At 70.6% G+C, this 25,456-nt stretch carries 21 protein-coding genes; 11 read left to right on the top strand and 10 right to left on the bottom strand.

What is annotated here, in order from left to right; translation table 11 throughout:
• Window positions 1-28 precede the first annotated feature (28 nt).
• Window positions 29-979 carry a YafY family protein gene (locus AB0B91_RS39005; RefSeq protein WP_358330944.1) on the top strand — a complete coding sequence of 317 codons (951 nt, stop codon included), beginning with the start codon at window positions 29-31 and terminating at the stop codon, window positions 977-979.
• Window position 980: 1 nt separating this feature from the next.
• On the opposite strand, the gene AB0B91_RS39000 is transcribed toward AB0B91_RS39005, so the two are convergent.
• Window positions 981-1,871: an NAD-dependent epimerase gene (locus AB0B91_RS39000; protein ID WP_358330942.1), complete on the bottom strand. Its 891-nt coding sequence runs from the start codon at window positions 1,869-1,871 to the stop codon at window positions 981-983.
• Window positions 1,872-1,942: 71 nt separating this feature from the next.
• Between AB0B91_RS39000 and AB0B91_RS38995 the strand changes: the two genes are divergently transcribed.
• A complete protein-coding gene (locus AB0B91_RS38995; protein ID WP_358330939.1) occupies window positions 1,943-2,884 on the top strand; it encodes a helix-turn-helix domain-containing protein in 942 nt (313 codons plus the stop codon).
• 18 nt (window positions 2,885-2,902) lie between these two features.
• Here AB0B91_RS38995 and lanL read toward each other — a convergent pair whose 3' ends face one another.
• Window positions 2,903-5,470, bottom strand: a complete 2,568-nt coding sequence (gene lanL / locus AB0B91_RS38990; protein ID WP_358330936.1) for a class IV lanthionine synthetase LanL — start codon at window positions 5,468-5,470, stop codon at window positions 2,903-2,905.
• Between the two features lie 143 nt (window positions 5,471-5,613).
• Window positions 5,614-5,784, bottom strand: a complete 171-nt coding sequence (locus AB0B91_RS38985) for an SflA family class IV lanthipeptide (RefSeq protein WP_358022491.1) — start codon at window positions 5,782-5,784, stop codon at window positions 5,614-5,616.
• Between the two features lie 269 nt (window positions 5,785-6,053).
• On the opposite strand from AB0B91_RS38985, the gene AB0B91_RS38980 reads away from it, so the two are divergent.
• Entirely contained in the window at window positions 6,054-7,943 is a 1,890-nt protein-coding gene (locus tag AB0B91_RS38980) for an ABC transporter ATP-binding protein (RefSeq protein WP_358330934.1), read from the top strand.
• 43 nt (window positions 7,944-7,986) lie between these two features.
• On the top strand, window positions 7,987-8,847 hold the full coding sequence (locus tag AB0B91_RS38975) for a MauE/DoxX family redox-associated membrane protein (protein ID WP_358330931.1): 861 nt from the start codon (window positions 7,987-7,989) through the stop codon (window positions 8,845-8,847).
• A gap of 7 nt (window positions 8,848-8,854) precedes the next feature.
• On the opposite strand, the gene AB0B91_RS38970 is transcribed toward AB0B91_RS38975, so the two are convergent.
• Both AB0B91_RS38970 and AB0B91_RS38965 read right to left on the bottom strand, forming a co-directional pair.
• Entirely contained in the window at window positions 8,855-9,499 is a 645-nt protein-coding gene (locus AB0B91_RS38970) for an HAD-IA family hydrolase (RefSeq protein ID WP_358330928.1), read from the bottom strand.
• Between the two features lie 3 nt (window positions 9,500-9,502).
• The gene (locus tag AB0B91_RS38965; RefSeq protein WP_358330925.1) at window positions 9,503-9,949 is read right to left on the bottom strand and encodes a MarR family transcriptional regulator; all 447 of its coding nucleotides are present in this window, start codon (window positions 9,947-9,949) and stop codon (window positions 9,503-9,505) included.
• Window positions 9,950-10,042: 93 nt separating this feature from the next.
• Between AB0B91_RS38965 and AB0B91_RS38960 the strand changes: the two genes are divergently transcribed.
• Both AB0B91_RS38960 and AB0B91_RS38955 read left to right on the top strand, forming a co-directional pair.
• Window positions 10,043-10,489, top strand: a complete 447-nt coding sequence (locus AB0B91_RS38960; protein WP_358330922.1) for an SgcJ/EcaC family oxidoreductase — start codon at window positions 10,043-10,045, stop codon at window positions 10,487-10,489.
• Between the two features lie 62 nt (window positions 10,490-10,551).
• Window positions 10,552-11,643: a glycerophosphodiester phosphodiesterase gene (locus tag AB0B91_RS38955; protein ID WP_358330920.1), complete on the top strand. Its 1,092-nt coding sequence runs from the start codon at window positions 10,552-10,554 to the stop codon at window positions 11,641-11,643.
• A 25-nt stretch (window positions 11,644-11,668) separates the two neighbouring features.
• Here AB0B91_RS38955 and AB0B91_RS38950 read toward each other — a convergent pair whose 3' ends face one another.
• The gene (locus AB0B91_RS38950) at window positions 11,669-13,204 is read right to left on the bottom strand and encodes a long-chain fatty acid--CoA ligase (RefSeq protein ID WP_358330917.1); all 1,536 of its coding nucleotides are present in this window, start codon (window positions 13,202-13,204) and stop codon (window positions 11,669-11,671) included.
• A gap of 202 nt (window positions 13,205-13,406) precedes the next feature.
• Here AB0B91_RS38950 and AB0B91_RS38945 point away from each other — a divergent pair, with 202 nt between their 5' ends.
• Together AB0B91_RS38945 and AB0B91_RS38940 are read left to right on the top strand one after the other, a co-directional pair.
• Entirely contained in the window at window positions 13,407-14,951 is a 1,545-nt protein-coding gene (locus tag AB0B91_RS38945; protein WP_358330914.1) for a GMC family oxidoreductase N-terminal domain-containing protein, read from the top strand.
• Between the two features lie 31 nt (window positions 14,952-14,982).
• The gene (locus tag AB0B91_RS38940) at window positions 14,983-16,236 is read left to right on the top strand and encodes a cytochrome P450 (RefSeq protein WP_358330911.1); all 1,254 of its coding nucleotides are present in this window, start codon (window positions 14,983-14,985) and stop codon (window positions 16,234-16,236) included.
• Here the strand turns inward: AB0B91_RS38940 and AB0B91_RS38935 are convergent.
• The gene (locus AB0B91_RS38935) at window positions 16,211-17,650 is read right to left on the bottom strand and encodes an FAD-dependent monooxygenase (RefSeq protein WP_358330908.1); all 1,440 of its coding nucleotides are present in this window, start codon (window positions 17,648-17,650) and stop codon (window positions 16,211-16,213) included. The genes AB0B91_RS38940 and AB0B91_RS38935 overlap by 26 nt on opposite strands.
• A 92-nt stretch (window positions 17,651-17,742) precedes the next feature.
• On the opposite strand from AB0B91_RS38935, the gene AB0B91_RS38930 reads away from it, so the two are divergent.
• On the top strand, window positions 17,743-18,426 hold the full coding sequence (locus tag AB0B91_RS38930; RefSeq protein ID WP_358330905.1) for a TetR/AcrR family transcriptional regulator C-terminal domain-containing protein: 684 nt from the start codon (window positions 17,743-17,745) through the stop codon (window positions 18,424-18,426).
• On the opposite strand, the gene AB0B91_RS38925 is transcribed toward AB0B91_RS38930, so the two are convergent.
• Window positions 18,365-19,690: an MFS transporter gene (locus tag AB0B91_RS38925; RefSeq protein WP_358330902.1), complete on the bottom strand. Its 1,326-nt coding sequence runs from the start codon at window positions 19,688-19,690 to the stop codon at window positions 18,365-18,367. The genes AB0B91_RS38930 and AB0B91_RS38925 overlap by 62 nt on opposite strands.
• 63 nt (window positions 19,691-19,753) lie before the next feature.
• On the opposite strand from AB0B91_RS38925, the gene AB0B91_RS38920 reads away from it, so the two are divergent.
• Window positions 19,754-20,587: an alpha/beta hydrolase gene (locus tag AB0B91_RS38920; protein WP_358330899.1), complete on the top strand. Its 834-nt coding sequence runs from the start codon at window positions 19,754-19,756 to the stop codon at window positions 20,585-20,587.
• On the opposite strand, the gene AB0B91_RS38915 is transcribed toward AB0B91_RS38920, so the two are convergent.
• Window positions 20,562-21,848: an RNA methyltransferase gene (locus AB0B91_RS38915; protein WP_358330896.1), complete on the bottom strand. Its 1,287-nt coding sequence runs from the start codon at window positions 21,846-21,848 to the stop codon at window positions 20,562-20,564. The two genes, AB0B91_RS38920 and AB0B91_RS38915, sit on opposite strands and share 26 nt — an antisense overlap.
• A gap of 242 nt (window positions 21,849-22,090) precedes the next feature.
• Between AB0B91_RS38915 and AB0B91_RS38910 the strand changes: the two genes are divergently transcribed.
• Window positions 22,091-23,332, top strand: a complete 1,242-nt coding sequence (locus AB0B91_RS38910; protein WP_358330893.1) for a cytochrome P450 — start codon at window positions 22,091-22,093, stop codon at window positions 23,330-23,332.
• A 28-nt stretch (window positions 23,333-23,360) separates the two neighbouring features.
• On the opposite strand, the gene AB0B91_RS38905 is transcribed toward AB0B91_RS38910, so the two are convergent.
• Window positions 23,361-25,232 (bottom strand): hypothetical protein, encoded by a 1,872-nt coding sequence (locus AB0B91_RS38905; protein ID WP_358330890.1) that lies wholly within the window; start codon window positions 25,230-25,232, stop codon window positions 23,361-23,363.
• Window positions 25,233-25,456 lie beyond the last annotated feature (224 nt).

Below are 25,456 nucleotides of genomic sequence, written 5' to 3'. Positions count from 1 at the left end.
CTGTCCTAGGAGCAGTAATCTGCGGAACATGTTGGAAACGTCTGCCCGGTTGCTGCAACTGCTCTCGCTGCTGCAGACCCCGCGCGATTGGACCGGCGCCGACCTGGCGCAGCGCCTCGAGGTCGACGTACGGACCGTGCGCCGCGACATCCAGAAGCTGCGCGACCTCGGCTACCCGGTGCACGCAACCCCTGGCGCGGCCGGCTACCGGCTCGGCGCCGGAACGAAGCTCCCGCCGCTGCTGCTCGACGACGAGGAGGCCGTGGCCGTCGCCATCGGGCTGCGCACCGCCGCCAGCGGTACGGTCAACGGCATCGAGGAGACCTCGCTACGCGCACTGGCCAAGCTCGAACAGGTGCTGCCGTCGCGGGTGCGACACCGGGTCAACCTGCTGCACTCGGTCACCGTGACGCTCCCCACCGGCGGCCCCACCGTGGACCCGGACGTGCTGACCGGCGTCGCCGCCGCCTGCCGGGAGCACGAACGACTCCGCTTCGACTACCGGAGCCACGACGGCACCGACTCGGTACGCGAAACCGAACCGCACCGGCTGGTCCACACGGGCCGGCGCTGGTACCTGGTGGGCTGGGACACCGACCGGGGCGACTGGCGGACCTACCGGGTCGACCGGATCCGTCCCCGCATCCCCACCGGTCCTCGCTTCACGCCCCGGCAGGCACCCGACGTCGACCTCGCCGGCTACCTCGCGCTCGGCGTCTCCACCGCCCCTTACCGCTACCAGGCCCGGATCACCCTGTACGCCTCGGCCGAGACCGCCGCCGAACGGATCCCGCCCACCGTCGGCGTCATCGAGGCCGTCGACCTGGACAGCTGCCTGCTCCATACCGGATCCAACTCACTCGACGAACTCGCCATCTACGTCGCGCTGTTCGGCTTCCGCTTCCGGATACACCAGCCACCCGAACTGATCGCCCACATCCGAGACCTCACCGCCCGGCTCGCCGACGCCATCGACTGACTCAGATCATTTCCTGGAGCACGTCGTCGACCGGTGTGGCGCCCACGCCGAGAATCTTCTCGGTCTCGGAGTAGTCGACGACGAACGGGTGGCCGGGCTTGGTGAGCACTTCGTGCAGTTCCGCCCAGAACGGCTCAGTGAACGCGAGCAGGACCAGATCGCGTTCGGTCATCTCTTCCATCCGGGGCTTCGGCGCCCCCGCCAGCTCGGCGAGCCGCCCGGCCAGTTCCCGCACCGACAGGGTCGAGGTGGGCGCGTGCCAGGCCCGGCCGTACGCCTGCTCGTCGCGGCCGGCGGCGACCAGTGTGCGTGCGGTGTCGCCGATCGCCGAGTAACTGTGGGGCAGGTCGAGTTCCTGCGGCACCAGGGCGAGCCTGCCGTCGAGAACCTGCCGCTGCACCATGAGGCTGAACACCGAGAACGCGCCGGCGCCGTAGAACTGACCGGCCCGCACCTCGGTGACCTTCACCCCCGAGGCGGCGGCTTCCTCCCAGACAAGCGCCCTGGCCCGCCCCTTGGGCCCGGTCGCGGCCAGCGGGAAGTCCGGCCTGATCGGCCCGTCCACCGGCCCGTAGGCGTAGAGGTTGCCGAGCATGACGTAGGCGACGCCCGTCCGCCGCACCGCGGTGAGCAGCGACGCCGAGATGATCGGAAACTGTTCGGGCCAGGTGTGGTACGGCGGGGCGGCGGTGGTGAACAGCGTGGTCGCCCCCTCCGTCAGCTGGGTGAGCCGATCCGTGTCGGTCGCGTCCGCGGCGACCTTTTCGATGAGCGGGTGCTCGGGCCCGCCGCCGGTCCGGCTGATCATTCGTACCCGCTCGCCGTCCTCGGCCAGCAGCAGAGCGGTCTTCGACGCGGCGGCCCCGCGACCCACGATCACGTGAAATTTCATGATGACAACGGTGCCGACTTGCGGCCTCGTAGCATAGTGGCCGGAATGCCGACTATCCGGAGGATCTGGCCATGCACCGTGTCGCCGCAGTCGTCGTGCCCCCCGTGCTGGGTTTCGACGTCTCGATCCCTCTCATGGTGTTCAACAGCGTTCCCCACTATGACGTGCGCGTCTGTACGGCGCGGCCCGGCCCGATGCCGACAGTCGGGGGCCCTGACATCGTGGTGACGGATGGCCTGGACACGGTGGAGGGCGCCGACACGGTGATCGCCGTCGGCAGTGGCGGCGAGCAGGCTCCCATGGAGACCCTCGACGCCTTGAGGAAGGCCGCGGACCGTGGCGCACGAATCGCCTCCCTGTGTACGGGTGCGTTCGTACTGGCCCAGGCCGGCCTGCTCGACGGGCGCCGCGCCACCACCCACTGGGGGCTGGCCGCCGACCTGGCCACCCGCTTCCCCTCGGTCGAGGTCCAGCCCGACCTCCTCTTCGTCGAGGACGGCGGCATCTTCACCTCGGCCGGCGCCGCCGCCGCCATCGACCTGTGCCTGCATCTGGTCAGGGTGGACTACGGCGCGGCGGTCGCCAACGCGGCCGCGCGGCTCGCGGTCGTCCCTCCCGTACGGCCGGGCGGCCAGGCCCAGTTCATCGAGACCCCGCTGCCTCCCGAGCGCGGCACCTCACTCGCCCTCACCCGGGCCTGGGCGCTCGCGCACCTCGATCGCCCGCTCACCCTGGCCGACCTGGCCGGTCACGCCAAGGCAAGCGTGCGTACCCTGACCAGGCGCTTCCACGCGGAGACCGGGCTGAGCCCGCTCCAGTGGCTGCTGCACCGGCGCATCGACCGGGCCAGAGAGCTGCTGGAGACCACCGAGCTGCCCATGGATCAGGTGGCGGAGAAGAGCGGCCTGGGCAGCGCGGACTCCCTGCGCAAGCACATGGTCGGCCGGGTCGGGCTCACTCCCAGCGCCTATCGCGCGAGCTTCACCCGGATGCCCACCGCCACGTCCTCGTGAGCTCAGTGCTGTCGTCCATCAGGGGAGGCGCCAGTTCGCCGTCCACAGGCGAGGGCCGGTGCGGCGGTCGAGGCGGCGGAGGAACGACAGGACGCCGGACGCGCCGGTCGCCCAGGTGTAGCCGGGCTTGTCGAGGTCGTTGCCGGTGAAGACCGGTGTGGAGACCTCGCCGCCCGCGCGCATCAGCATCAGCTCGACGACCTCCTCGGCGCCCTGCCAGTAGCCGTCGTCGCCGGTGGCCATCGCCAGGTCGATCAGCGCCTCGCCGATGCCCGCCAGGCCACAGCACTGGGACACGACCCACGCCTGCGGTGCGATGGCCAGGCTCGCGCGGGCGCCACGCTCCGCCAGATCGAGGTAGCGGTCCTCGCCGTACGCGGTCGCCGCGTGCGCCAGCGGGCCGAGGATGCCGGAGATGCCCTGGCACCAGGACGCGCCCATGGCCTTGGCGTCCGGTCCGGTGAGCTCGCCGAGCATGGCCTCGGTGGCGGTGGCCAGCGACTCGAAGCGCTCCCTGGCCGCCTGCCCGGCGTCGTGGTCGCCGGTGGCCTCGTGGTAGGAGAGCAGGAACTCCGCGCAGCCGGCGGCGCCGTGGGCGAAAGCCATCTCCACGTTCACCCCCGAACCGGCCTGGGCCGGTGCCACCGCGTCCTTGGAGTCCGTCACCTCACCGGAGACGAGCAGCCTGGCGCATTCGGCGGCCACTTCCAGGTGGCGGGGATCCTGTTCCAGCGCGGCCAGCGAGAGGTGTCCCGCGCCGATCCCGGCGACGCCGTGCGCCTGGTCCGCGCGCTGCTCGCCCTCCAAGACGATCGGCCCAGGATCCGGCAGTTCGGGGACGGCGGTCAGCCGCGCGGCGGCGAGGAACAGCGCCGTTCCGGTTCGGCCGAAGTAGAGCGCCGGGGGGAGCGCGGTGGGCGGCATGACGCGGGCCGTCCAGCGAGCCAGGTCGGCGGCGACGGCCTTGGCCTCGGGGTGGTGCAGCAACTCCATGCCGACGCCGGCCGACCCACCGTAGACGTTCGTCACCGGCGGGCTCGACGTGCGGTCCGCCGGGCCGTCCATCAGGCCCTCGGCGAACCGTACGCATGCGCGGGTGGTGTGGTCCAGGACCCGCGACAGCAGATCACCGGTGAACCGCACCCCGTCGGATCGCGACACCGTACGGCCCGACGGCCCGGCTCCGGCCCTCATGTCGGCCGCGGCCGACACACGCTCCCCGGCGTCGAGGCTCAGCAGGCGTGGCAGCAGCCCGATGACGCCCGTCGTGACGCCGGGGAACATCCGCGCCAAGCACATCAACGTCCGTTCGACGTTCCGGGCCTGGTCGGAGTCGATCATGATGGGGTTCATCCCGGTCGCCGCGAAGAACAGCGTCGCCCCGAGCGAGAAGTAGTCGTCGGCGGGTTCGGAGGGGTGATCCGCCTGCTGTCCGGGCACGCTGTAGCCACGGCTCCACCCGGGAAGCTGCAGCCCCTCGTACCTGCTGTTGCCGAAGTCGATCAGCGTGCAGCCGCCGTCCTCGCCGAGCACCACGTTCTTGGGGGAGAAGTCCCTGACGACGACGCCGCGCGCGTGCACGGTGTCCAGCACCTCCAGCAACCGGCCCGCCAGCGCGGCGAGGTTCCTGCCGCCGCTGTCCTCGGTGGGGTCGCCGTCCTCGGTGAAACGGCCCCGCTCGCCGACGAACCGGTTGAGGTCCAGGCTGCCGGCGTCGGTCATGACCAGGAACTCGTCGTCGCCGTGCCGGAAGTGGTCGATCGGCGTGGGGACGCCCGCGACGCCGTCCAGGGCCTTGAGGATGCGCAGCTCGTTGCGCAGGTACATGCGCAGGTCCCAGCCTTCGGCGTTCTCGCCCACGTAGGCGCGGGACTCCTTGACCACGACCGGCCGGCCGTCGGCGTCCTCGGCCCGGTAGACGTTGCCGCGCGGGCCGCGCATGACGCCGGACGTGAGGCGGTACCGGTTGCCTATCAGCTTGGCGGGCGCTTCAGGCCTGTCAACGCTCTCCCGGGACGGGCCCGGGACGCCGCCCTGCGGGCGGAACGGGTCGGTCGCCCACGGCGGGCAGGAGAACTCGGGTCCTGCCGCGCCCGGCAGGTGCTCGCCGTCGGGAGCGACGATGATCAGCTCGAAGTCACCGTTCTCGTCTACGCGGTACTGCGGGGCGAAGGGGGCGTACCGGTAATAGACCGGTGCGTCGGGGCGCACTCTGCGATCGCTGACGATGCGCGGCGCGGTCAGCCCCGCCAGTGCCTCGGCCAGCCGGTGGCCGAGGGGGACGACCTCGTCCGGCTGCGGGTAGATGGTGATGGCCTTGCCGACCGCGCCTGGGTCGAGGTCTCCGGAGTTGAGTTCAGCGAGCTTGCCGGGCGAGCAGGCGACCTTGAAGTCGCACGACACGTCGGCCAGGACGGGCAGGACCCGGTCGAGCGTGGCGGCCAGGGTGCCGGGACGGGCGGAGACGTGCAGCTTCCAGCCCTGGTTGGGCGTCGTCGCACGCGGGTCGTGAACACTGACCCAGGTGTCGCCCTCGTAGATTTCCCTATTATTCGAATCGGCAAAATGGGTAAGGGTGACAACCACATTTACTGTCAACGGGATAACCCTTCTGCGCCGGGGCGGCCGGATGCTCCAAGAAAGGCCACCGGAAGTGCGCCGATGGCCTTTCCGCCGCGTTACGGAACAAGTCGTGCGTCGCCGTGGACGCCGAACGCGTTACCGCGCGATTACACGATCGAAGGGCAGCAGGGGAATGTCGAGCACACGGTGCGCTTGCAGGTGTTGACGCAAGCCTGCGGGCCGTGGAGCAGTGCGGTGAGCTCGCCTTCGAAGTCGATGGCGAGGTCCTCGTACTCCAGAACGCCCGCGTCGCGGGGCTCAAGCGTAAGAACGGACATGAGGGCTCCTTCCTTGGCCACCGGTAGGTGGCCGACGGTGGATTCGAGCCTCGGGACGGCACTGGGTAGGTGCCGTTACCCGCGCCCTGACCGCGATAGGAATCGCCTGTCGCGGCCAAACGGACGCATTATGTGCATATTTCACCAACCATGTCCAGACGCCACTCAACAAGTGCCAGGTCGCACCGCCTCCGGAACAAATCATTTACAACAGGGCTTTACGCTGACACATTGGTCACCTAGATTGGCTAGGTGATCTGGTCACCCGCATGAAGTCGTTCTGGAAGAAGCGAACCCCGGACGTTCCGGCGGACAGGTCGGGACTGGCGGTCGCCTACTGGGAGAGCCACGACGACGAACTCCTGACGGCGAGCCTGTCGAAGATCGCGCGCCGCCTGCCGTACCTGGTGATGTCCGCGTTGCGGATGGCATGGGAGGCCCACCGCCGCGACACGATCATCGCGCTGGCCGGAAACCTGGTGGCCGGCGTCTTCACCGTCTACGGCCTGGTCGCGACCTCCGACGTGCTCGCCTCGCTGTTCGCCGGCGGGCCGACGCCCGAGCGCATCCGGGCGGCGCTGCCCTCGCTGGCGCTCGTCGCTGCCGCCGCCGGGCTGCGCGGCACGCTGCTGACCGCCGCCACCTGGGCCCAGGCGCGGCTGAAAGTACAGGTCGAACGGCTGGCCGAGACGCGGCTCTTCGAGCTGACCACCCAGGTAGAGCTGACCGCGTTCGACGACGACGAGTTCCACAACGCGATGCGCAGGGCCCGCGACAGCGGCGTGCCCGACGCCGCGGGCGTGGTCGAGGTGACGGTCGCCGTGATCGGCGGAGCCATCGGTGTGCTGGCCTCGGCCGTGGCGCTTGGCCTCATGCACCCGCTCCTGACACCGCTGTTGCTGGTCACGGTCGTGCCCGCGGGCTGGGCCGCGATACGGGCGGCACGCCTGCAGTACCAGGCGTACTACCGGCTGTCGGCCGCGCGGCGGCGCAAGTTCATGCTGTCGGACCTGATGGCCGAGCGGCTGCCCGCCGCCGAGGTGCGCGCGTTCGCGCTGCGCGACTTCCTGCTCGGCGAGTACGGGAACGTCGCCGACCTCGAACAGGATGTGCAACTCGACGTCGCGCGCCGCCGCGCCGTCACCAAGGCCGCCGGCGACCTGCTGACCGGCGCCGCGACCGTCGCCGTCTACGCCGCGCTCGCCGGGCTGCTGGCCCTCGGCGTCATCCCGCTCGCGGTGGCGGGCGCGGCCGTGCTGGCCATCCGCGCCGGCCAGATGTCACTTGCCGCGCTGGTGCAGATGATGAACCGGCTGTACGAGGCGGGCCTCTACTTCGGCGACTACCTGTCGTTCCGCGCGCTGGCCGCCTCGCGCGTGCGACAGCCATCCGGTACGGCGGCGCCGGAACCGTCCGGGCGGCTGACCGCCGACCAGGTGACGTTCAGCTACCCGGGGGCGAGCGGCCCCGCGCTCACCGGGATCAGCGTCTCGGTGGGGTTCGGCGAGGTCATCGCGCTGGTCGGCGAGAACGGCTCCGGCAAGACCACGCTGGCCAAGCTGCTGGCCGGGCTGTACCGGCCGGACTCGGGGACGATCCGCTGGGACGGCGCCGACCTGGCCGACCTCGACACGCGCGGGCTCATCTCGGTGATCGCCCAGGACCACACCCGATGGCCGCTGACCCTCCGCGAGAACATCCTCATGGGCCGCCCGCTGGACGAAGAGCGCCTGGCCGCCGCCGCGGCCGCCGCCGGGGCCGACGAGGTGGTGGCGGGGCTGGCACAAGGGTACGACTCGCTGCTCGACCAGCGCTTCCGAGGTGGCCACGACCTGTCGGGCGGGCAGTGGCAGCGGATCGCCGTGGCCCGTGGCTTCTATCGCGACGCCGCCCTGGTGATCTTCGACGAGCCGACCTCCGCGCTGGACGCGCGCGCCGAACACGCCCTGTTCGAGCGCATCCGCAAGCACGCCGACGGCCGCTCCATCGTCCTCATCACGCACCGGCTCGCCAGCGTCCGGTACGCCGACCGCATCTACGTCCTCGACCACGGGCGGGTGGCCCAGCAGGGCACGCATGCCGAGCTGATGGAGAAGGGCGGCTCCTACGCCGACATGTACACCCTCCAGGCCCAGGCCTACCGGGAGGCGGTCACATGACCGCTTGGCGCGATGCTCCCGTGAGACGCTCCGGGGCGGTCCGGTGATCATTCTGACGTCGGCCTATGCGGCTCTGATCGCGGTGCTGCTGTACGCGGCTGTGAGCAAGGCTCGTGACCTGTCAGGATTCGCCGCCGATATCGCGGGTTACCAGCTGATCCCGCAGCGGCTCACGGTCGCCGCCGCCGTCGTGGTGGTGGGTGCGGAGCTGGCGGCGGCCGGGCTGCTCACCGCGCCACCCACCCGGCGCTGGGGCGCACTCCTCGCGGCGGTGCTGTTCGCCGCCTTCCTCGCCGCGATGGCGTCCGTGCTGCGGCGCGGGCTGAGCGTCGGTTGCGGCTGCTTCGGCGACCGCGATCTCGTCGGCCCCGCCACCGTGACCCGTACCGGCCTGCTCGCGGCGCTGGCGGTCATGGCCGCCGTCGCGGGAGCTTCTCCGTTCAGCTTCGTCCACCTGCTGGTGGGAGCGGCGTACCTGGCGCTGACCTTCTTGCCGGGCCGGCTGATCGGAGCAGCGGAGCGCGGCCGCGTCGGCCCCCGCCCCGGCACCCACTGGGACGTGACCCCACAGCCCGCGGCCCTTACCTCGGAAAAGCTCGGCGTCCTGTACGCCCTGATCGCGCCGACGTGTGGTGTCTGCAGCGCCATGCTGCCCGCCTTCGTCGCGGCGGAGCGGGTGGACGTCGTCCTGGTGAGCGCCGCGGAGGAGGGGCAGGTCCGCGACTACCTGGCCGCGCACGAGGTCTCATTGCCGCTGGTGATCGATCCGGGGGTGTTCGACCGTCACGGCATCCCCTGGCCGCCGTACGCGGTGCTGACGGACCGGCAGGGCGTCGTCCTGGCGGCAGGCGGCGCTGCCGAGCCCGGCGCGCTCAACGCCCTGCTCGGCAACCTCCCAGCCTGAAGCCCCTCTAAGGGACGACGTCGAGCAGGGCGATCGCGTCCAGTACGTCGGTCACCTCGTGGTCGGCCCCCGGGGACAGTCCGGGGGACAAGCCGCGGTCGATCCAGATCGTACGGAGGCCCGCGCTCCGCCCGCCCGCCACGTCCTTCTCGACGTCGTCGCCCACCATCCAGTCGCCGTCCGCCAGCGTGGTGCCGCAGCGCTGGGCGGCGATCTCGAACAGTTCGGCCGCCGGCTTCCTGACGCCCTCGGCGTCGGAGATGGCCCAGCCGTCCACCCGGTCCACCAGGCCGCTGTGGTGGATCTTGCCGGACTGGTTGTCGGTCATGCCGTTCGTCACGATGCCCACCATCCAGCCGGACAGGCGCAGCCGATCGAGGGACTCCAGTACGGCCGGCCGGCAGGTGACGAGCTGTGGCAGGCGTTCCCGGTAGCCGCGCCACAGCGAGTCCGCCGACTCGGCGAGCGCGAACCGCTCGCGGACGTGGGTGAAGAAGGTGCTCATCGGTAAGGAGCCGTCGGCGTCCAGCTCGATCATCCAGGCCACGTCCTCCGAGCCCAGCCCCCTGTCGGCGGCGAACTCGGCGGCCCAGCGACGGAAGGCGTCGAGGCGGTCGATCAGGGTGTTGTCCAGGTCGAAGAGCGCCAGCACGGCTCAGCCCTTTCTGCTGTTGACGAGCTCGTCCGTCGCCTCCTGATAGGCGGCCGCGGCCCGATGGAAGAAGTCGAACAAGATCGCTGACTCCTCCTCAGAATAGCCACTCAGCAGCTCGCCGAGCCGTCGCCGAGTGCCGGCCAGGACCTCGTCCAGGGACTCCGGTTGGCCGGCGGCCTCCACGATGACCTTGCGCCGGTCCGCCGGATCCGGGACCCGGCGGACATGGCCTCCCTTTTCCAGGCGGTCGATCAAGCGGGTGGTGGCGCCCGTGGTGAGGCCCGTCTGGGCGGCCAGTTCGCCCGAAGTGAGCGGGCCCGCCAGGTCGAGCAGATTGAGCGCGTAGTAGTCGGTCGCGTTCAGGCCGGCCGCCTCGGCGCTCGCCAGGCTGTTGAGCACCATCGCGCTCAGGTAGCGGCGGAAGACCGCGCTCGGGTCTGTTGACACTGCGAACCCTCTTCTCTAATCTAATATCTGCAATCAAGCAGATAAACATTAAATGCAGACACTGCATTGAGTAAGCTATCAGAGGGGTAGAGGATGAACACCACGCGCGACGCCCAGCAGGCCATCCGGGAGCTGTTCACGGCCATGGAGGACGCCTGGAACCGGGGCGACGGCGACGCCTACGCCGCCTGCTTCACCGAGGACGCGAGCTACACGGCGTTCTTCGGCGCCGTCTACCGTGGCCGCGCCGACATCGCGGGCGGGCACCAGGCGCTGTTCGACAGCGTGCTCAAGGGCACCAGGATGTTCAACGAGATCGTCGAGGTCCGCCTCTACGGCACTGACACGGCCGTCGTGCTCGGCCGGGGCGACGTGGCCAAGAAGCGGCCGGGCAAGCTGCCCAAGGTGCAGACGTACACGCTGGTCCGCGACGCCGACGGCCGGTGGCGCATCGCCGCCTTCCAGAACACCAAGCGCAACCGGCTGATGGAGGGCATCACGTTCAAGGTCACCCCGGCCGCCGCGCCGCGCCGGTCATGAGATCAACGGCTGTGTGCCCGGTCGTCACTCACCGGCCACTTTGCCGGTTTATCGTTCCCGGCATGCTGACGCGCAGATTATTCGCGAGTGCCCTGGCCGTCCTGACCGGTGGTACGGTCGCCGTCGTGCTGCTCCAGCCCCACGCCGCCACGGCCGAGCGCCGCGCCCAGGCTCCCGTCGTCATCGGTCACCGCGGCGCCAGCGCCCACCGTCCCGAGCACACGCTGCTCTCGTACGAGGCGGCCATCGCGATGGGCGCCGACTACATCGAGCCCGACCTGGTCTCCACCAAGGACCACATCCTGGTGGCCAGGCACGAGAACGACATCACCGGCACCACCGACGTGGCGGCGCATCCGGAGTTCGCCGACCGGCGCACCACCAAGACGGTCGACGGGCGGCCGATCACCGGCTGGTTCACCGAGGACTTCACACTGGCCGAGCTGAAGACGCTGCGGGCCAAGGAACGCGTGCCCGACCTGCGGCCCGACAACACGGCCTTCGACGGGGTGGCGGAGATCCCGACGTTCGAGGAGGTCGTGCGGCTCGCGCAGCGCCACGGGGTGGGCGTCTATCCCGAGACCAAGCATCCGACGTACTTCGACTCCATCGGCCTGTCGCTGGAGGAGCCGCTGCTCGACATCCTGAACGCCAACCACGTGCGCAAGGCGTACATCCAGTCGTTCGAGACCGCGAACCTGCGGGAGCTGCGCAAGAAGACCAGGCTGCCGCTGATCCAGCTCATCACGTTCGGCGGGGCGCCGTACGACTGGGTCGCGGCCGGCGATCCGCGCACTTATGACGACATGGTGAAGCCCGAAGGGCTGCGCGAGGTGGCCTCGTACGCGAACGGGATCGGTGTGGACACCCGCCGCGTCGTGCCGGTGGGCGCGGACGGCAAGCTGACGGAGCCCACCACGCTCGTCGCGGACGCCCACCGCAGGCGGCTGGACGTGCACGTCTGGACCATCCGCAACGAGAACTCCCAGCTCCCCCTCGACTACCGGCTGGGTAACCCGGCCAGCCCCGCCTTCCCGCGCGCCACCGGCGACGTGATGGGCTGGCTGACCAGGCTGCTCGACCTGGGCGTGGACGGCGCGTTCTGCGACGACCCGGCGATGGGCCGGGCCGTCGCCGCGCAGCGGTCCCGATAGGCGGGAACCAGGCTGGAGAACAGGGCTACCTGAGCTCGCGCTTGAGGATCTTGCCTGTGGCGGTCATCGGCAGCGCGTCGCGGAACTCCACGACGCGCGGGTACTTGTAGGCCGCCATGTTCTCCTTGGCCCAGGCGATCAGCTCCTCCTCGGTCGTGGTCGAGCCGGGGGTGCGGATCACGTACGCCTTGATCTCCTCGCCGTGCGACTCGTGCGGCACGCCCACGACGGCCGCCAGCGAGACCGCCTCGTGTGTCATGAGGACCTCTTCGAGCTCGCGCGGGTACACGTTGAACCCGCCGCGGATGATCATGTCCTTGGAGCGGTCGATGATCGAGTAGTAGCCGTCGGCGTCGCGGGTGGCGATGTCGCCCGTACGGAACCAGCCGTCCCGCAGCACGTCGGCCGTCGCCTCGGGGCGCCCGTAGTAGCCCTTCATGATGTTGTGGCCGCGGATCGCGATCTCGCCGGGCCCCTCGCCCTCGACGGTCTTCCAGTCGCCGTCGATCAGCTTCATCTCGACGCCCCAGATCGGGGTGCCGACCGTGCCCGGCTTGGTGGGCCGGCCGAGCTGGTTGAAGCTGGCCACCGGGGAGGTCTCCGACAGGCCGTAGCCCTCCAGGATGCCGAGGCCGAACGTCTGCTGGAAGTCCTTCAGCACCTCGACGGGGGAGGACGCCCCGCCCGCGACGGCGATCCGCAGCGTGGTGGGCACGTCGGCCCCCTCGGCGTGGATCGAGGTGAGCATGCCCCAGTACATCGTCGGCACCCCGGCGAAGAACGTGACGCCCTCCTTGCGCATGAGGGCGACCGCCTCGCCCGGCTCGAAGCGGGGCATCAGCACGACGGTGGCGCCGCGCAGGAAGCCGGTGTTCATGACGACGGTCTGGCCGAAGGAGTGGAACAGCGGCAGCACCGCCAGATAGGTGTCGCCCCCGTCGCCGCGCGGGAACATCTTGTCGCTGGCCATGGCGTTCAGCAGCATGTTCTGGTGGCTGAGTTCGGCGCCCTTGGGCTGGCCGGTGGTGCCGGAGGTGTAGAGGATCACGGCGGTGTCGTCGGGCGCCGTCTGCACGGTCTCGAACTCGCCGGGCATGCCGCCGAGCGCCGCCCAGATCGACTCGCCGTACTCCGACTCGGTCGCCAGCGGCGTGGCGGGCAGCACGAACAGGTGCTCGCAGCCCTCGGCCCCCTCGAACCCGGCCTTGCCCCGCTCGCCCAGCGGCAGCTCGGGCGTGCCCTCGAAGCAGAACAGCGCCTTGGCGTCGCTGTCGTCGAGGTGGTAGGCGATCTCGCGCGACTGCAGCAGCACGTTGAGCGGCACCACCGTCGCCCCCGCCTTGAGGATGCCGTAGTAGACGAAGGGGAAGTACGGCAGGTTCGGGCAGGCGAGCGCGACCTTGTCGCCCTTGGCGATGCCACGAGAGACGAGCAGGTTCGCCACCTGGTTCGCCACTGTGTCGATCATCGAGTACGGCAGCCGCATGTCACCGAAGACGATGGCGGTGCCGTCGGGGGTGTTCCTGGCGCTGTCCTCCAGGACGATCGACAGGTTGAGCATGAGCGCCTTCCTCCCTGTATGCGGCTTGCGGCGCCATCATCGCAGCAAGGACATACCGACCGGTAGGTGCAAACTCCATAACCTGCCGAACTCCGCTGGACGCGGCCCACCATGGGTAACACTGGGGGCAGATAGGTGTATGGACGCCGTAGTCCGCCTGGAGTAAGCAAGTACCAGATTACTTACCCCTGGGAGGGGCGCGATGGAGTACGACTACGTGATCGTCGGGGCGGGGTCGGCGGGGTGCGTCCTGGCCAACCGGCTGTCGGCCGATCCAGGGGTGTCCGTGGCGCTGGTCGAGTCGGGCGGGCAGGACGACAAGCTGGAGATCCGCATGCCCGCGGGCTTCGCCAAGCTGTTCAAGACCGACTACGACTGGAACTACTCGACCGCCAAGCAGAGCGAGATGTCCGGCCGGGAGCTCTACTGGCCCAGGGGCCGGGTGATCGGCGGCTCCTCGTCGCTCAACGCGCAGATGTGGGTGCGCGGCTGCCAGCGCGACTACGACCAGTGGGGGATCCCCGGCTGGACCTACGAAGACGTCCTGCCGTACTTCACCAAGGCCGAGCACCGCGTAGGCAGCAACGGCGGCGGCGCGTACGGCACGGCGGGCCCGCTGTTCATCTCCGAGCTGCGCAGCCCCAACGTCACCACCGCGGCCTTCCTCAAAGCCTGCGGCGAGCTCGGATTAGAGCGGCTCGACGAGCTCAACGGCCGCTCCAACGAGGGCTACAGTCCTACGCCCGTCACGCAGCACCGCGGCCGGAGGTGGAGCGCCGCCGACGCCTACCTGCGCCCGGCGCTGAAGCGGCCCAACCTGACGGTGATCACCGGCGCGACCGTGGACCGGGTGGTCTTCGAGGGCACGCGGGCCGTCGGCATCGAGCACGGCGGCGGCGCGCAGGTCAGGGCCAAGCGGGAGGTCATCCTGTCGGCGGGCGCGATCGGCTCGCCGTACCTGCTCATGCGCTCGGGCGTCGGCGCGGCCGACGAGCTGCGCGACGCGGACGTGACGATCGTGCGGGACCTGCCGGAAGTCGGCAAGAACCTGCAGGACCATCTGTCGACGGGTGTGTACGTGCAGTCCAAGCAGCCGGTCACGCTGACCAAGGCGGAGTCGATCGGCAACCTGCTCCGCTACATCGTGCTGCGCTCCGGCATGCTCACCACGAACGTCGGCGAGGCGGTGGCGTTCATCAGGACCTCGCCGGAGGAGCCCGCCCCCGACATCGAGCTGATCTTCGCGCCCGGCCCGTTCATCGACCACGGCCTCACGCCGCCGACCGGCCACGGGCTGACCGTCGGCGTGGTGCTGCTGCAGCCGGAGAGCCGCGGCAGGATCGGGCTGAACGGCCGCGAGGTGGTGATCGACCCCGGCTACCTGACCCAGGAGGCCGACGTCAAGCGGCTCGTCGCCGGGCTGAAGACGGCCAAACAGGTCTTCGCCACCGCCGCGATGAAGGCGTACGCGGGCGGGCCGATGGCCCCGTACGCGGGGCCGGAGAGCGACGCCGAGCTCGCCCAGTGGATCCGCGAGCGCGGCGAGACCCTCTACCACCCGGTCGGCACCTGCCGCATGGGCACCGACGCCGAGTCGGTCGTCGACCCGTCGCTCAAGGTACGCGGCCTCGACGGGCTCAGGGTCGTGGACGTGTCGATCATGCCGACCCTCAACCGTGGGCACACGCATGCCCCGGCCATCATGATCGGCGAGAAGGGGGCCGAGCTCATCGCCGAGCGCTCTTGACGTAAGTGAGCGCTTGCAGAAGGCTTGGTTCATGACGATCTCCAGTGACCTGGACATCTCGCAGCTCGTGTTCTGGGGGCTGCCCCAGGCCGAGCGCATGGCGGCCTTCCGCCGGTTGCGGCAGCTCGACCAGCCGGTGTTCCTGACGGAGCAGGCTGTGCCGTTCATCAAGGGCGGCCCCGGCTACTACGCCCTCGTGCGCCACGCGGACGTCTCCGAGGCCAGCAGGAACGCGGCGGTGTTCAGCAGCGAGCCGTGCTCGAACAGCGTGCCCGACATGCCGCGCTGGCTGGCCGTGTACTTCGGGTCGATGATCAACATGGACGACCCGCGGCACGCGCGGCTGCGCAGGATCGTGTCCAGGGCCTTCACCCCGCGCATCCTGTCCAAGATGGAAGAGGACCTGGCCACGGCCGCCGCCGAGATCGTGGACCAGGCGATCAAGGAGGGGCCGGGCGACTTCGTGGCGCAGATCGCCGCCCGGCTCCCCGTCCGCGTTATCTGCGACATGATGGGGATTCCGGCGACATTTCATGACATGGTGCTTCGCCGGACCAACGTGATCCTCGGCAACGCCGACCCCGAGTACACCGGCATCGACCCCGAGTTCAGCCGCGTCAACGTGGCCCGGGGCCTGGCCAAGCTGCTGCACGCGGGCTTCTCTCTCAACCGCCTCGCCGCCCGCCTGGGCGACGAGCGGCGCAAGCATCCCACGGGCGACCTGGTCAGCCTGCTGGTCAACGGCGAGGAGCGGCTCACCTCGCAGGAGCTGGGCTCGTTCTTCATCCTGCTGGTGGTGGCCGGCAGCGAGACGACCCGCAACGCGATCGCGTACGGGCTCAAGCTCTTCACCGACCACCCGGACCAGCGGGAGTTGCTCCTTGCCGACTTCGACGGCCGCGTCACCAAGGCGTGCGACGAGATCGTGCGCTACTCCACGCCGGTGATCCAGTTCCGCCGCACGCTCACCCAGGACCACGAGATGAACGGCACGCACTACAAGAAGGGCGACAAGGTTCTGCTCTTCTACAACTCGGCCAACCGCGACGAGACGGTGTTCCAGAACCCCGACGCGTTCGACATCACCCGCGATCCGAACCCGCACGTCGGCTTCGGCGGCCCGGGCCCGCACTACTGCCTGGGCGCCCACCTGGCGCGCAGGGAGATGACCGTGATGTTCCGCGAGCTGTTCACCCGCCTGCCGGGCATCAGGGCGGAGGGGGAGCCCGACTTCCTGCTGTCCAACTTCATCAACGGGATCAAGCACCTGAAGTACACCTTCTGAGTGCCTCGGCGAGCCCTTCCTCGCCGCGCCAGGCCACGAACCCGTCCGGTCGTACGAGCAGAGTCCCGTACGGCCAGCCGTCGACCACGTGCACCGGCACGTCGAGCCCGGTCACCGGCGCCGCGGCGAACACGCAGAACGCCGAGCCGACCAGGTCGAGCGTGGAGCGGTCGCCGACCCAGACGTGCGGCAGCCGCGAGCCGGGCGAGCCGTCCAGCGTGAGCGCCACGTCCTCGGTCGAGGGCAGCTCGCTGATCGTGGCGCCGTAGCGGTAGCCCAGGTGGACGATGGGCGCGTTCACCGCGCCCGCCTCGGCACGCAGCCGGGGCGCGTCCGGGCCGCCGTCGAAGTGGAGCCTCAGGTCGCGCATCCGCAGCAGCGACTGCTCCATCGCCAGCACCGCCACCGGGCGCCGCTCGTCGTGGTAGGTGTCGAGCAGGCCGGGCGCGGCCCTGCCCGACAGTACCCAGGCGAGCTTCCACGCCAGGTTGTGGGCGTCCGCGACGCCGGTGTTGAGGCCGAAGGCCCCCGTGGGTGGTACGGCGTGCGCCGCGTCCCCGACCAGGAACACCCGGCCCAGCGACAGCCGGTCCGCCACCTGGGCGCGGCCCCGCCAGGACAGCACGCTGAGGATCTCGACGTCCAGGCCGGGGTCGCCGATCGCGGTCCTGATCAGGTCGGCGGTGGGCTCCAGGCCGGTGTGGAACACCCACTCGCTCTCGCCGTCGATCGTGATGATCATGCCGGGCGCCGCCGGGTTGGTGATCTCGCAGAGGCCGAAGGTGTACTCGCCGGTGAGCCCGCTCAGATCGGCGCGGAACAGGATGTTGTTCATGGAGGGGCCGAGCACGCCGGGGCCCGACAGGCCGATGCCGAGCTCCGAGCGCACCTTGCTGCGCGCGCCGTCGGCGGCGACCAGGTAGCGGGCCCGCAGCGCGGTCCCGTCGGACAGCTGTGTGGTCACCCCCTCGCCGTCCTGCTCGACCGAGACCACGTCGGCCCCGTAGCGGACGGTCACGCCCAGGTCGCGGGCCTTGTCGAGGAGCACCGCGTCCAGCCGGTTCTGCGGGCAGGTGCCGCGGATCCGGGCCGGCGTGTAGTCCATCTTCGCGACGGTCTGGGCGCGGGTGGGGACGGTCTTGGCCAGGGCGGCCAGGTCGGCCCCCGCCAGCGTGTCAACGGTGATCTTGCCGAGGGTCATGCCGGTCATGTTGACCGCCACCTCGTTGACGGCCTCCTCCAGGCCGACCTCGCGCAGCAGTTCGGCGGTGCGCATGCCCAGGCCGGTGGCGCGCGGATGGATCTGCGGCCCCGGCCGGCGCTCGACCACCAGCGCCCGGACGCCGTGGTGCGCGAGGAACACCGCCGCGCTCAGGCCCACCGTGCCGCCTCCGGCGATGATGACGTCGTGCATGGCGCTTCCCCTTCCGGTTGTGGGAACAGTGTTCCCGTTTGTGGGAACACTGTAACCACTGTCGTACGATGGCGTCCAGAGGGGGTGGCCGGATGTCTCTGGTGTGGAATCGCGAGCCGTACTCGCCCAAGCGGCAGGCGATGAGCGTCGAGCGCGTCGTGCGCGCCGCGATCGGGATCGCCGACGCGGAGGGCCTCGACGCCCTGTCGATGCGCAGGGTGGCGGCCGAGCTGAAGTCGGGCACCACTTCCCTCTACCGCTACGTGGCGAACCGCGACGAGCTGCTCGACCTGATGGCCGACGCGGTCTGGGGCGAGGACCCGCCTCAGGAGGTCAGCGGTGACTGGCGGGCCGATCTGGCCGAGGTGGCGCGCCGGCAGCGGTCGACGCTGCTGCGCCACGGCTGGCTCGGCGCGCTGCTGGCGAGCAGGCCCTCGCTCGGCCCCAACTCGCTACGCCGCTTCGACGCGGCGCTGAAGGCCGCCGTCGCTCTGACCCCCGACATCACGCGGGCCTCCGCGGTCATGGCGCTGATCGGCGACTATGTGCTGGGGGCCGTGGCCAGGGAGCTCGCCGAGCAGGAGGCGAGCCGCCGTACGGGGATGACCGAGCAGGAGTGGCGGGCGAGCGTCGCCCCGTACATCCGGGAGGTCGTCGCGAGCGGTGACTATCCGGAGTTCGCCAGGAGTGTGGTGGAGGCCGACGACCTGGACTTCACCGATCAGTTCGAGTTCGGGCTGCGCTGTCTGCTGCGGGGGGTCGAGGAGACCGGCTGATCAGCGGGCCGGCCAGAGCCACCGGCAGCAGCGCGCCGGCCAGGGCCAGCCCGGCCGCCACGAGCAGCATCGTGCCGATCCCCGAGCTGTACGGCGCCGCCAGCACGGCCACGCCGACGGCGGTGCCGACCTGCTTGAGCGTGTTGACGATGCCCGTGGCCATGCCGACCCGGTCCATGGGCGCGGTGAGGCCGACCTGGTTGGCCACCACGTTCCCGGCGCCCAGGCCGAGACCGCCGAGGAACAGCCCGAACATGATCGGCGTCCACCGGTTCGCGGCCGGTATCGCCATCACGAGCAGCGCGCCCGCGATCAGCGCCGGGCCGACCGCGATGAGCACGCCCATCGGCCAGCGGTGCAGCACCCGGCCGATCGCCACCGGCCCGATGACGGCTGCCGCGCTGAAGGCCAGGAACCGCACCCCCGCCTCGACGGGCGTCGCCTCGAGCGGCCCCTGGACGTACAGCGTGAGATAGGTGAACGCGCCGAGCAGCGCGGCCAGCATGAGCAGTGTCGTGCCCGACCCGACCGCGAACACCCGGTCCCTGAAGAGCCCGAAGTCGACCATCGGATTGCGCCGCCGCAACTCCACGAGCACGAACGCGGCCAGCAGCACCAGCCCCGCCACCAGCAGCCACGGCAGGTCGTGGATGAGCGCCGGGATGATCGCGAACAGCGCCGCGCTGATCAGCACGATGCCCAGCGGATCGAGATGCCCCGCGCCCCGCGACTCCTCCACCCGCTGCCGTAACGCGACCAGCACGAACACGCCGATGGGCAGGTTGATCAAGAAGATGGCCCGCCAGCCGAACCCCGCCGTCAGCGCGCCGCCCACGACCGGGCCCAGCGTCATCGCCAGCCCCGACACCGCGCTGAAGATGCCGAGCGCCTTGCCGCGTTCCGGGCCCTTCGGATAGACGGAGGCGATCAGCGGCGTCGTCGTGCCGTAGAGGGCCGAAGCGCCCAGGCCCTGCACGCCCCTGGCCAGGTCGAGCAGTGGCGCGTTCGGGGCCAGGGCGCACGCCAGGGAGGCCAGGGTGAAGATGGTCACGCCGATCGCCAGCAGCCTGCGTCGGCCGTACCGGTCCGCCAGGACTCCGGCCGGCAGCAGGACGGCGGCCAGCGTGAGCGCGTAGGCGTCGACCACCCACTGCACCTCGGGCAGGCTCGCCCCCAGATCGGAGCGGATGGCGGGCAGGGCGATCGTCACAGCCGTCAGGTCGACGACCACGAGCACGATCGTGAGAGAAGCGAGTGCTAACACCCAACCTCGTCGCATAAGCGAAGTGGTACTCCAACCGGGAGCCGAATGCTAGGTTTCGCAGTCATGGAGATCAGGACTGTCCACGCCAATGGGGTGGAGTTCGCGTATCTGACCGTAGGGGAAGGGCCACTGGCCCTCTGCCTGCACGGCTTCCCCGACACGGCCCACACCTGGCGCCACCTCCTTCCGGCGCTGGCCGAGCGTGGCTACCGCGCGGTCGCGCCGTTCATGCGCGGTTACGCACCGACCGAGATCCCCGCCGACGGCGCCTACGAGGGCGGCGCGCTCGTCGCCGACGTACGGGCTCTGCACGAGGAACTCGGCGGCGACTCCGCCGCGGTGCTCGTCGGCCACGACTGGGGCGCGTTCCCCGTCTACGCGACCGCCGACCGCTTCCGCAGGTCCGTGGCCATGGCGGTGCCGCCGACGGCCGCGATGATGGCCGGGTTCCTGGAGTACGAGCAGCTCAAGCGCTCGTTCTACGTCTTCCTCTTCCAGACCGGCCTGGCCGAGACGGCCGCCGCCGCCCCCGGCTTCCTGGAAGGGCTCTGGCGCGACTGGTCTCCCGGCTACGACGCCCAGCAGGACCTGGAGTTCGTCCGCCAGAGCATCGGCGCACCGGCGAACCTGGCGGCGGCCATCGGCTACTACCGGGCGATGCTCGGCACCACCCCGCCCACCGGGCGCCACCCGGCACCGGAGCCCGCGACCACCGGGCCGATCCTCTACCTGCACGGGTCGCGGGACGGCTGCCTCGCGGCCGACCTGGTCAAGGACGCGCAGAGCCACCTGCCCGAGGGGTCGCGGACCGAGCTGGTGGCCGGCGCGGGTCACTTCCTGCACCTCGAACAGCCGGCGGAGGTCAACCGGCTCATCCTCGACTGGGTGACCTCCTGAGGACCGCGATGACTGGATGACGCCCTGAAAGGGTGAGGTGAACCATCCTGTTCACCTTGAATCCGGGCGGCTGCCAGGGCTTCGGAAGGAGCGCCACGACGATGCCGCCGACGGTCAGGACACGGTGGATCTCGCGCCACAGTCGGGCGGGGTCGCGGCGGAGGCGGCCGGTCGGGGCCACCTGACGGTCCCAGGGCGGGTTCACCAGAACCCGGTCCACGCTGCCCCCCGGCAGGGGAATCCGCCCCGCGTCGGCCACCCCCCAGGCGATGCCGCCCGCCGCGTCCGGGACGCCGCAAACGCCGCCCGCCGCGTCCGGGACGCCGCAAATGCCGCCTGTCGCGCCTGGGGCGCTGCAGACGCTGCCTGTCGCGTCCGGGGTAGCCAAGCCGCGAGCCGTGTCTCGGACGTTCATCCCGTCCGTCGCGTCGCGGGCGGCGTTGGCGGCGGCGACGTGAACGGCGTGCGGGTCGTGGTCGAGGCCGAGGAGGCGGGTGTGCGGGGCGAGCGCGCGGGCCTCGATGAGCGTCGTACCGGCTCCGCAGCAGGGGTCGAGCACCGTGGCGGCGCGGTCGAGCCGCGCCAGCCCGGCCATGGCGGCGGCCACCGGTGGATGCAGCGTCCCCGGGATCGACTCCGTCTTGTACGGCCTGCGGTGCAGCGGCCTCGGGGGCACCCGCAGCGCGATGACCGCCTGCTCGCCCTCCACCGTGACCCTCCAGGCCATCGACCCCTCGGGCGGTACCCGGCCGTCGCGGCGCGAGTGGTACGTCAGGCCCGGCGGCCGGGCGAGCTCGGCCCCGACGGCGTCCTCAAGGTCGAACCGGCTGTAGTTCCGCCGCCCGACGAACGACGCCGACACCTCCACCCCGCCGTCCGGCGCCCCGCCATCCCACAGCCCGCCATCCCACAGCCCGCCATCCCACAGCCTGCCGTCCAGTGCCCCGCACGGGCTTCTGGCGGCTCGGCCGGTGATCTGCTCGGCGCGTTTCGTCAGGCTCTCGGTGTCGATCTCGCGAGCGGCCCGCGTCAGGCGCGCAAGGGACTCCCTGTCGGGCCCGATCCCCTCCACGACGGCCGCCACCAGCAGCAGGTCGTCGGCCATCCGCAGCCCCAGCAGCTCAGGCCCCGGCTCGGCCGGCTCGAACCACACCTCACGGTGGCGCATCCCGCGCACCACCCCGAGCCCGGCACGTCGGATCTCCGCGGCCACCAGGGGCTCGATGCCACGCACCGCCCTGGCCACGGCAAGCGTATGCACGTGTCCTTCTCCCACGTCGCGACCCGGGACGGCGGCAGACCGTCCCGCATCACCGGCGGTGGGTCATCCACGCCCCGCCGGCGGGTCGCTAACGCAGGAAGAAGAAGAACGTCATGGGCCCACGCTATAGATCAACCGCCTGCCGAGGCCACCGATTTTCCGCGCGCGCCCGCCCACGCGGACGTACGGTGTACTTCGATCACGTTGACGTGCATAGGCCGCTAATCGAATGATGGTGTTTCATGGACGTGCTTGACTTCGACCTGTCGGATCGTGAGTTCTGGGCCAAGCCGATGGCGGAGCGGAGGGAGGCCTTCGACCGGCTGCGGGCGCGAGATACACCGGCCTTCTTCGCCGAGCCCGTGGTCGACTTCGCACAGCCGGGCCCCGGCTACTACGCGCTGGTCAAGCATGCCGACATCCTGGAGGCCAGCCGCAATCCGGAGATCTTCTCCTCGGGCAGCGGCGGCGCCACGAACATCCCCGACATGCCCGCCGAGTTCGCCGAGTACTTCGGCTCGATGATCAACATGGACGACCCCCGGCACGCCCGCCTCCGCCGGATCGTCTCCCGGGCCTTCACCCCCAAGATGATCAAGCAGTTCGAGGCGGACGTGAACACCGCGGCCACCAAGATCGTGGACGACCTGCTGGACACGGGTCCCGGCTGCGACTTCGTCACCCAGGTCGCCGCCCGCCTGCCCCTGAAGATCATCTGCGACATGATGGGTATCGCCGAGCGTGACTACCAGTTCGTCTACGACCGCTCGAACCTCATCCTGGGCGGCTTCGACCCCGAATACACCGGCGGCGACGTCAGCCAGGTGGTCCCGCTCCTGCTCAACGCCGGCGCGGAGCTCCAGCAACTCGTCCAGGACCTGGCCTCCTACCGCGCCGACCACCCCACGAACGACCTGACGTCCTCCCTGGTCAACGCCAACATCGACGGTGAGCGGCTGACGTTGCAGGAGCTCGGGTCGTTCTTCATCCTGCTGGTGGTGGCGGGCAACGAGACCACCCGCAACGCCATCTCGTACGGCCTGCGCCTGCTCACCAACAACCCCGACCAGCGGGCGCTCTGGCTGGAGGACGTCGAGAGCCGGGCGGCGGGGGCCGTGGAGGAGATCGTCCGGCTCGGGTCGCCGGTGAACTTCATGCGCCGCAAGGTGACCAGGGACTTCGAGATGAACGGGCAGCTGTACCGGGAGGGGGAGAAGGCGGTGCTGTTCTACTGGGCGGCCAACCGCGACGAGGCCGTCTTCGAGGACCCCGAGCGGTTCGACATCACCCGCTCGCCCAACCCGCACGTGGGATTCGGCGGGCCGGGGCCGCACTTCTGCCTGGGGGCGCACCTGGCCCGGCGGGAGATCACGGTGATGTACCGCGAGCTGCTCCGCCGGGTGCCGGGCATCGAGGCGGGCAAGCCGGACCGCCTGCACTCCAGCTTCATCAACGGCATCAAGCGCCTGGAGTGCACCTTCTAGGAACGTTCTGGCCCCCGGGACCCGGGGGTCAGGACGTGGTGACCTTCATCTGCTTGATGATCGTGTTGACGTCGGGCAGGAGCTGCTTGCTGGTCGACGGGATCGACATGTAGACGATCGCCGGTACGTCCTTGCCCGTGTTGATCGCGGCCGTGACGATGGTGGCTTTCTCGGTGCCCGAGGTGAGGGCGTAGGCGATGACACGGCCCGAGGACTGGCCGACCTTGATCGGCTGCTGGGCGATCTTGCGGACCGTGTTGCCCGTGGGGAAGAAGCGCTTGCGGGCGTTCAGCACCACCTGCTTGATCACCGGCTCCAGGTCGTCCTCACTGGTGAACGAGGACGCCAGCTTGGCCGGAAGCGGGCCCGTGAGGATCTGGGCGGAGGTGTTGTTGCCCGTCACGACGTACTGGCGGGTGTCGAAGCCGTACGTGGTCTTGACGGTGGTGCGCTGGTCCTGCTGCCAGGTGCCGCCGAGGCGCGGGATCGTGATGCCGGCCGTGGGGTTGGCGACGGTGCCCAGCACGGGGGCGGCCTTGCCGGACCACCGCGGCAGGCGGGGGATCGAGTTGGTCGTCTTGGCGGGGGTGGAGCTGGGCGACGCGCTGGACTTGGCGTTGGCGGCCGCGCTGCTGCTGGCGGTCGGCTTGTCGGCCGCCAGAGGGCCGGCGAGGAACGCCCAGAGGACGGCGCCGACCAAGGCGAGGGCCACCGAGCCCGCCAGGGCGTAGATCCAGATGGGCTTGCCGGGGTTGTCCAGCGAATCCGGTTCGCCCATCGCCTGGTAGTCGTCGCCGAAGACGTTGTCCCAGAGCTCCTGCTGGCGCTCGGGCGGCGGGGTGCGGGAGCCGCTGATCTGGCCGGCCGTCACGAACCTGTTCTCCGGGTCGGACGGGTCGCGGCTCAGGTTGCCGCCCGGCCTGCCGTGCTCGGCTTGGTGGTGCTCGCCCTGGTGGTGCTCGGCGCCCGGCGCCTGGGGCGGGGCCTGGCCCGGCGCCTGACCGTACGCGACCAGGCGGTCGTCCGGAGAGGGCGCGGAACGCGGCACCGCACGCTCGTCCAGGGGAGTGCCACCACGCCGGCTGTCCAGCGGAGTGACGTTGCCGCGCGGGCCGTCCAGCGGAGTGACGTTACCCCGTGGGCCGTCCAGCGGGGAGCCGGAGCGGGGCGCGCCGCGGTCGTCGAAGCCAGGCTGCGGCCCGCCGCGCTGGTCGAAGCCGGGCTGTGGCCCGCCGCGGTGGTCGAAGTCGGACCGGGGTGCCCCCGGGTCGTCGAAGCCGGGGCGCGGCCCGCCGCGCTGGTCGAAGTCGCCGCGTGGCGCCCCCCGGTCGTCCTGGGGCGGGTACGCGCGCTCACCGAGAGGATTCGGGAACTGGTGGTACGCCGTGGGCTGGTTGTCCGGGGATGCCGGGTGCCCCAGCGGGTCGCCGGGACGCGGCTGGGGCCGGGAGTCGGGATGGCCGAGGTTCGACCAGGCGTTCGACGCGGGCGGAGCCTCGGACCAGGCGGCATCCGGGCGGGACTGCTGCGCCCCCTGCGGCGGCGGGGCGCCGTGCCGCGAGGGGTCGGGCCAGGAGGACCCGGATTGCGATGGGTCGGGCCAGTTCGGTGCCGACTGCGACGGGTCAGGCCAAGAAGGCGCCGACTGCGATGGGTCGGGCCAGTTCGGCGCCGACTGCGCGGGGTCCGGCCACGACGGTGCGGATTGCGCGGGGTCGGGCCACGAAGGCTGTGACTGTGCCGGGTCCGGCCATGGTGACTGACCGGCGCCGCTCCGTGAGGAGTCGGGCCATGACGAGTCCTGCCGAGGCGCCTCGGGCCAGGATGTCGGCACCTCCGGCTGTGGCGCCTCGGGCCAGGACGGTGGCAGATGGGGTGCTCCGGAATTCTCCGTTGCCATTGCTGCCGTACCTCCCGAGGTTATGTCCGGATTTGACGCATCCGGCATGATCTCACGCGAGACCAGGGGTTTCGCAGTAAAACGCGCGAAGCCGTGCGGATCCGTCGGTGGGTCCTGCATGGGCAGGCCACCTTCTGGATGTTCTGGCTCAACTAGGTACACCACGGCGACGACAGTATTCTAATGGGACATTAGAGGTCACAACGGATAGATCACCATCGGGT

The organism is Nonomuraea sp. NPDC049141, from assembly GCF_040648415.1.
Taxonomy (GTDB): Bacteria; Actinomycetota; Actinomycetes; order Streptosporangiales; family Streptosporangiaceae; genus Nonomuraea.
This window is presented reverse-complemented; position numbering and strand designations above follow the sequence as displayed.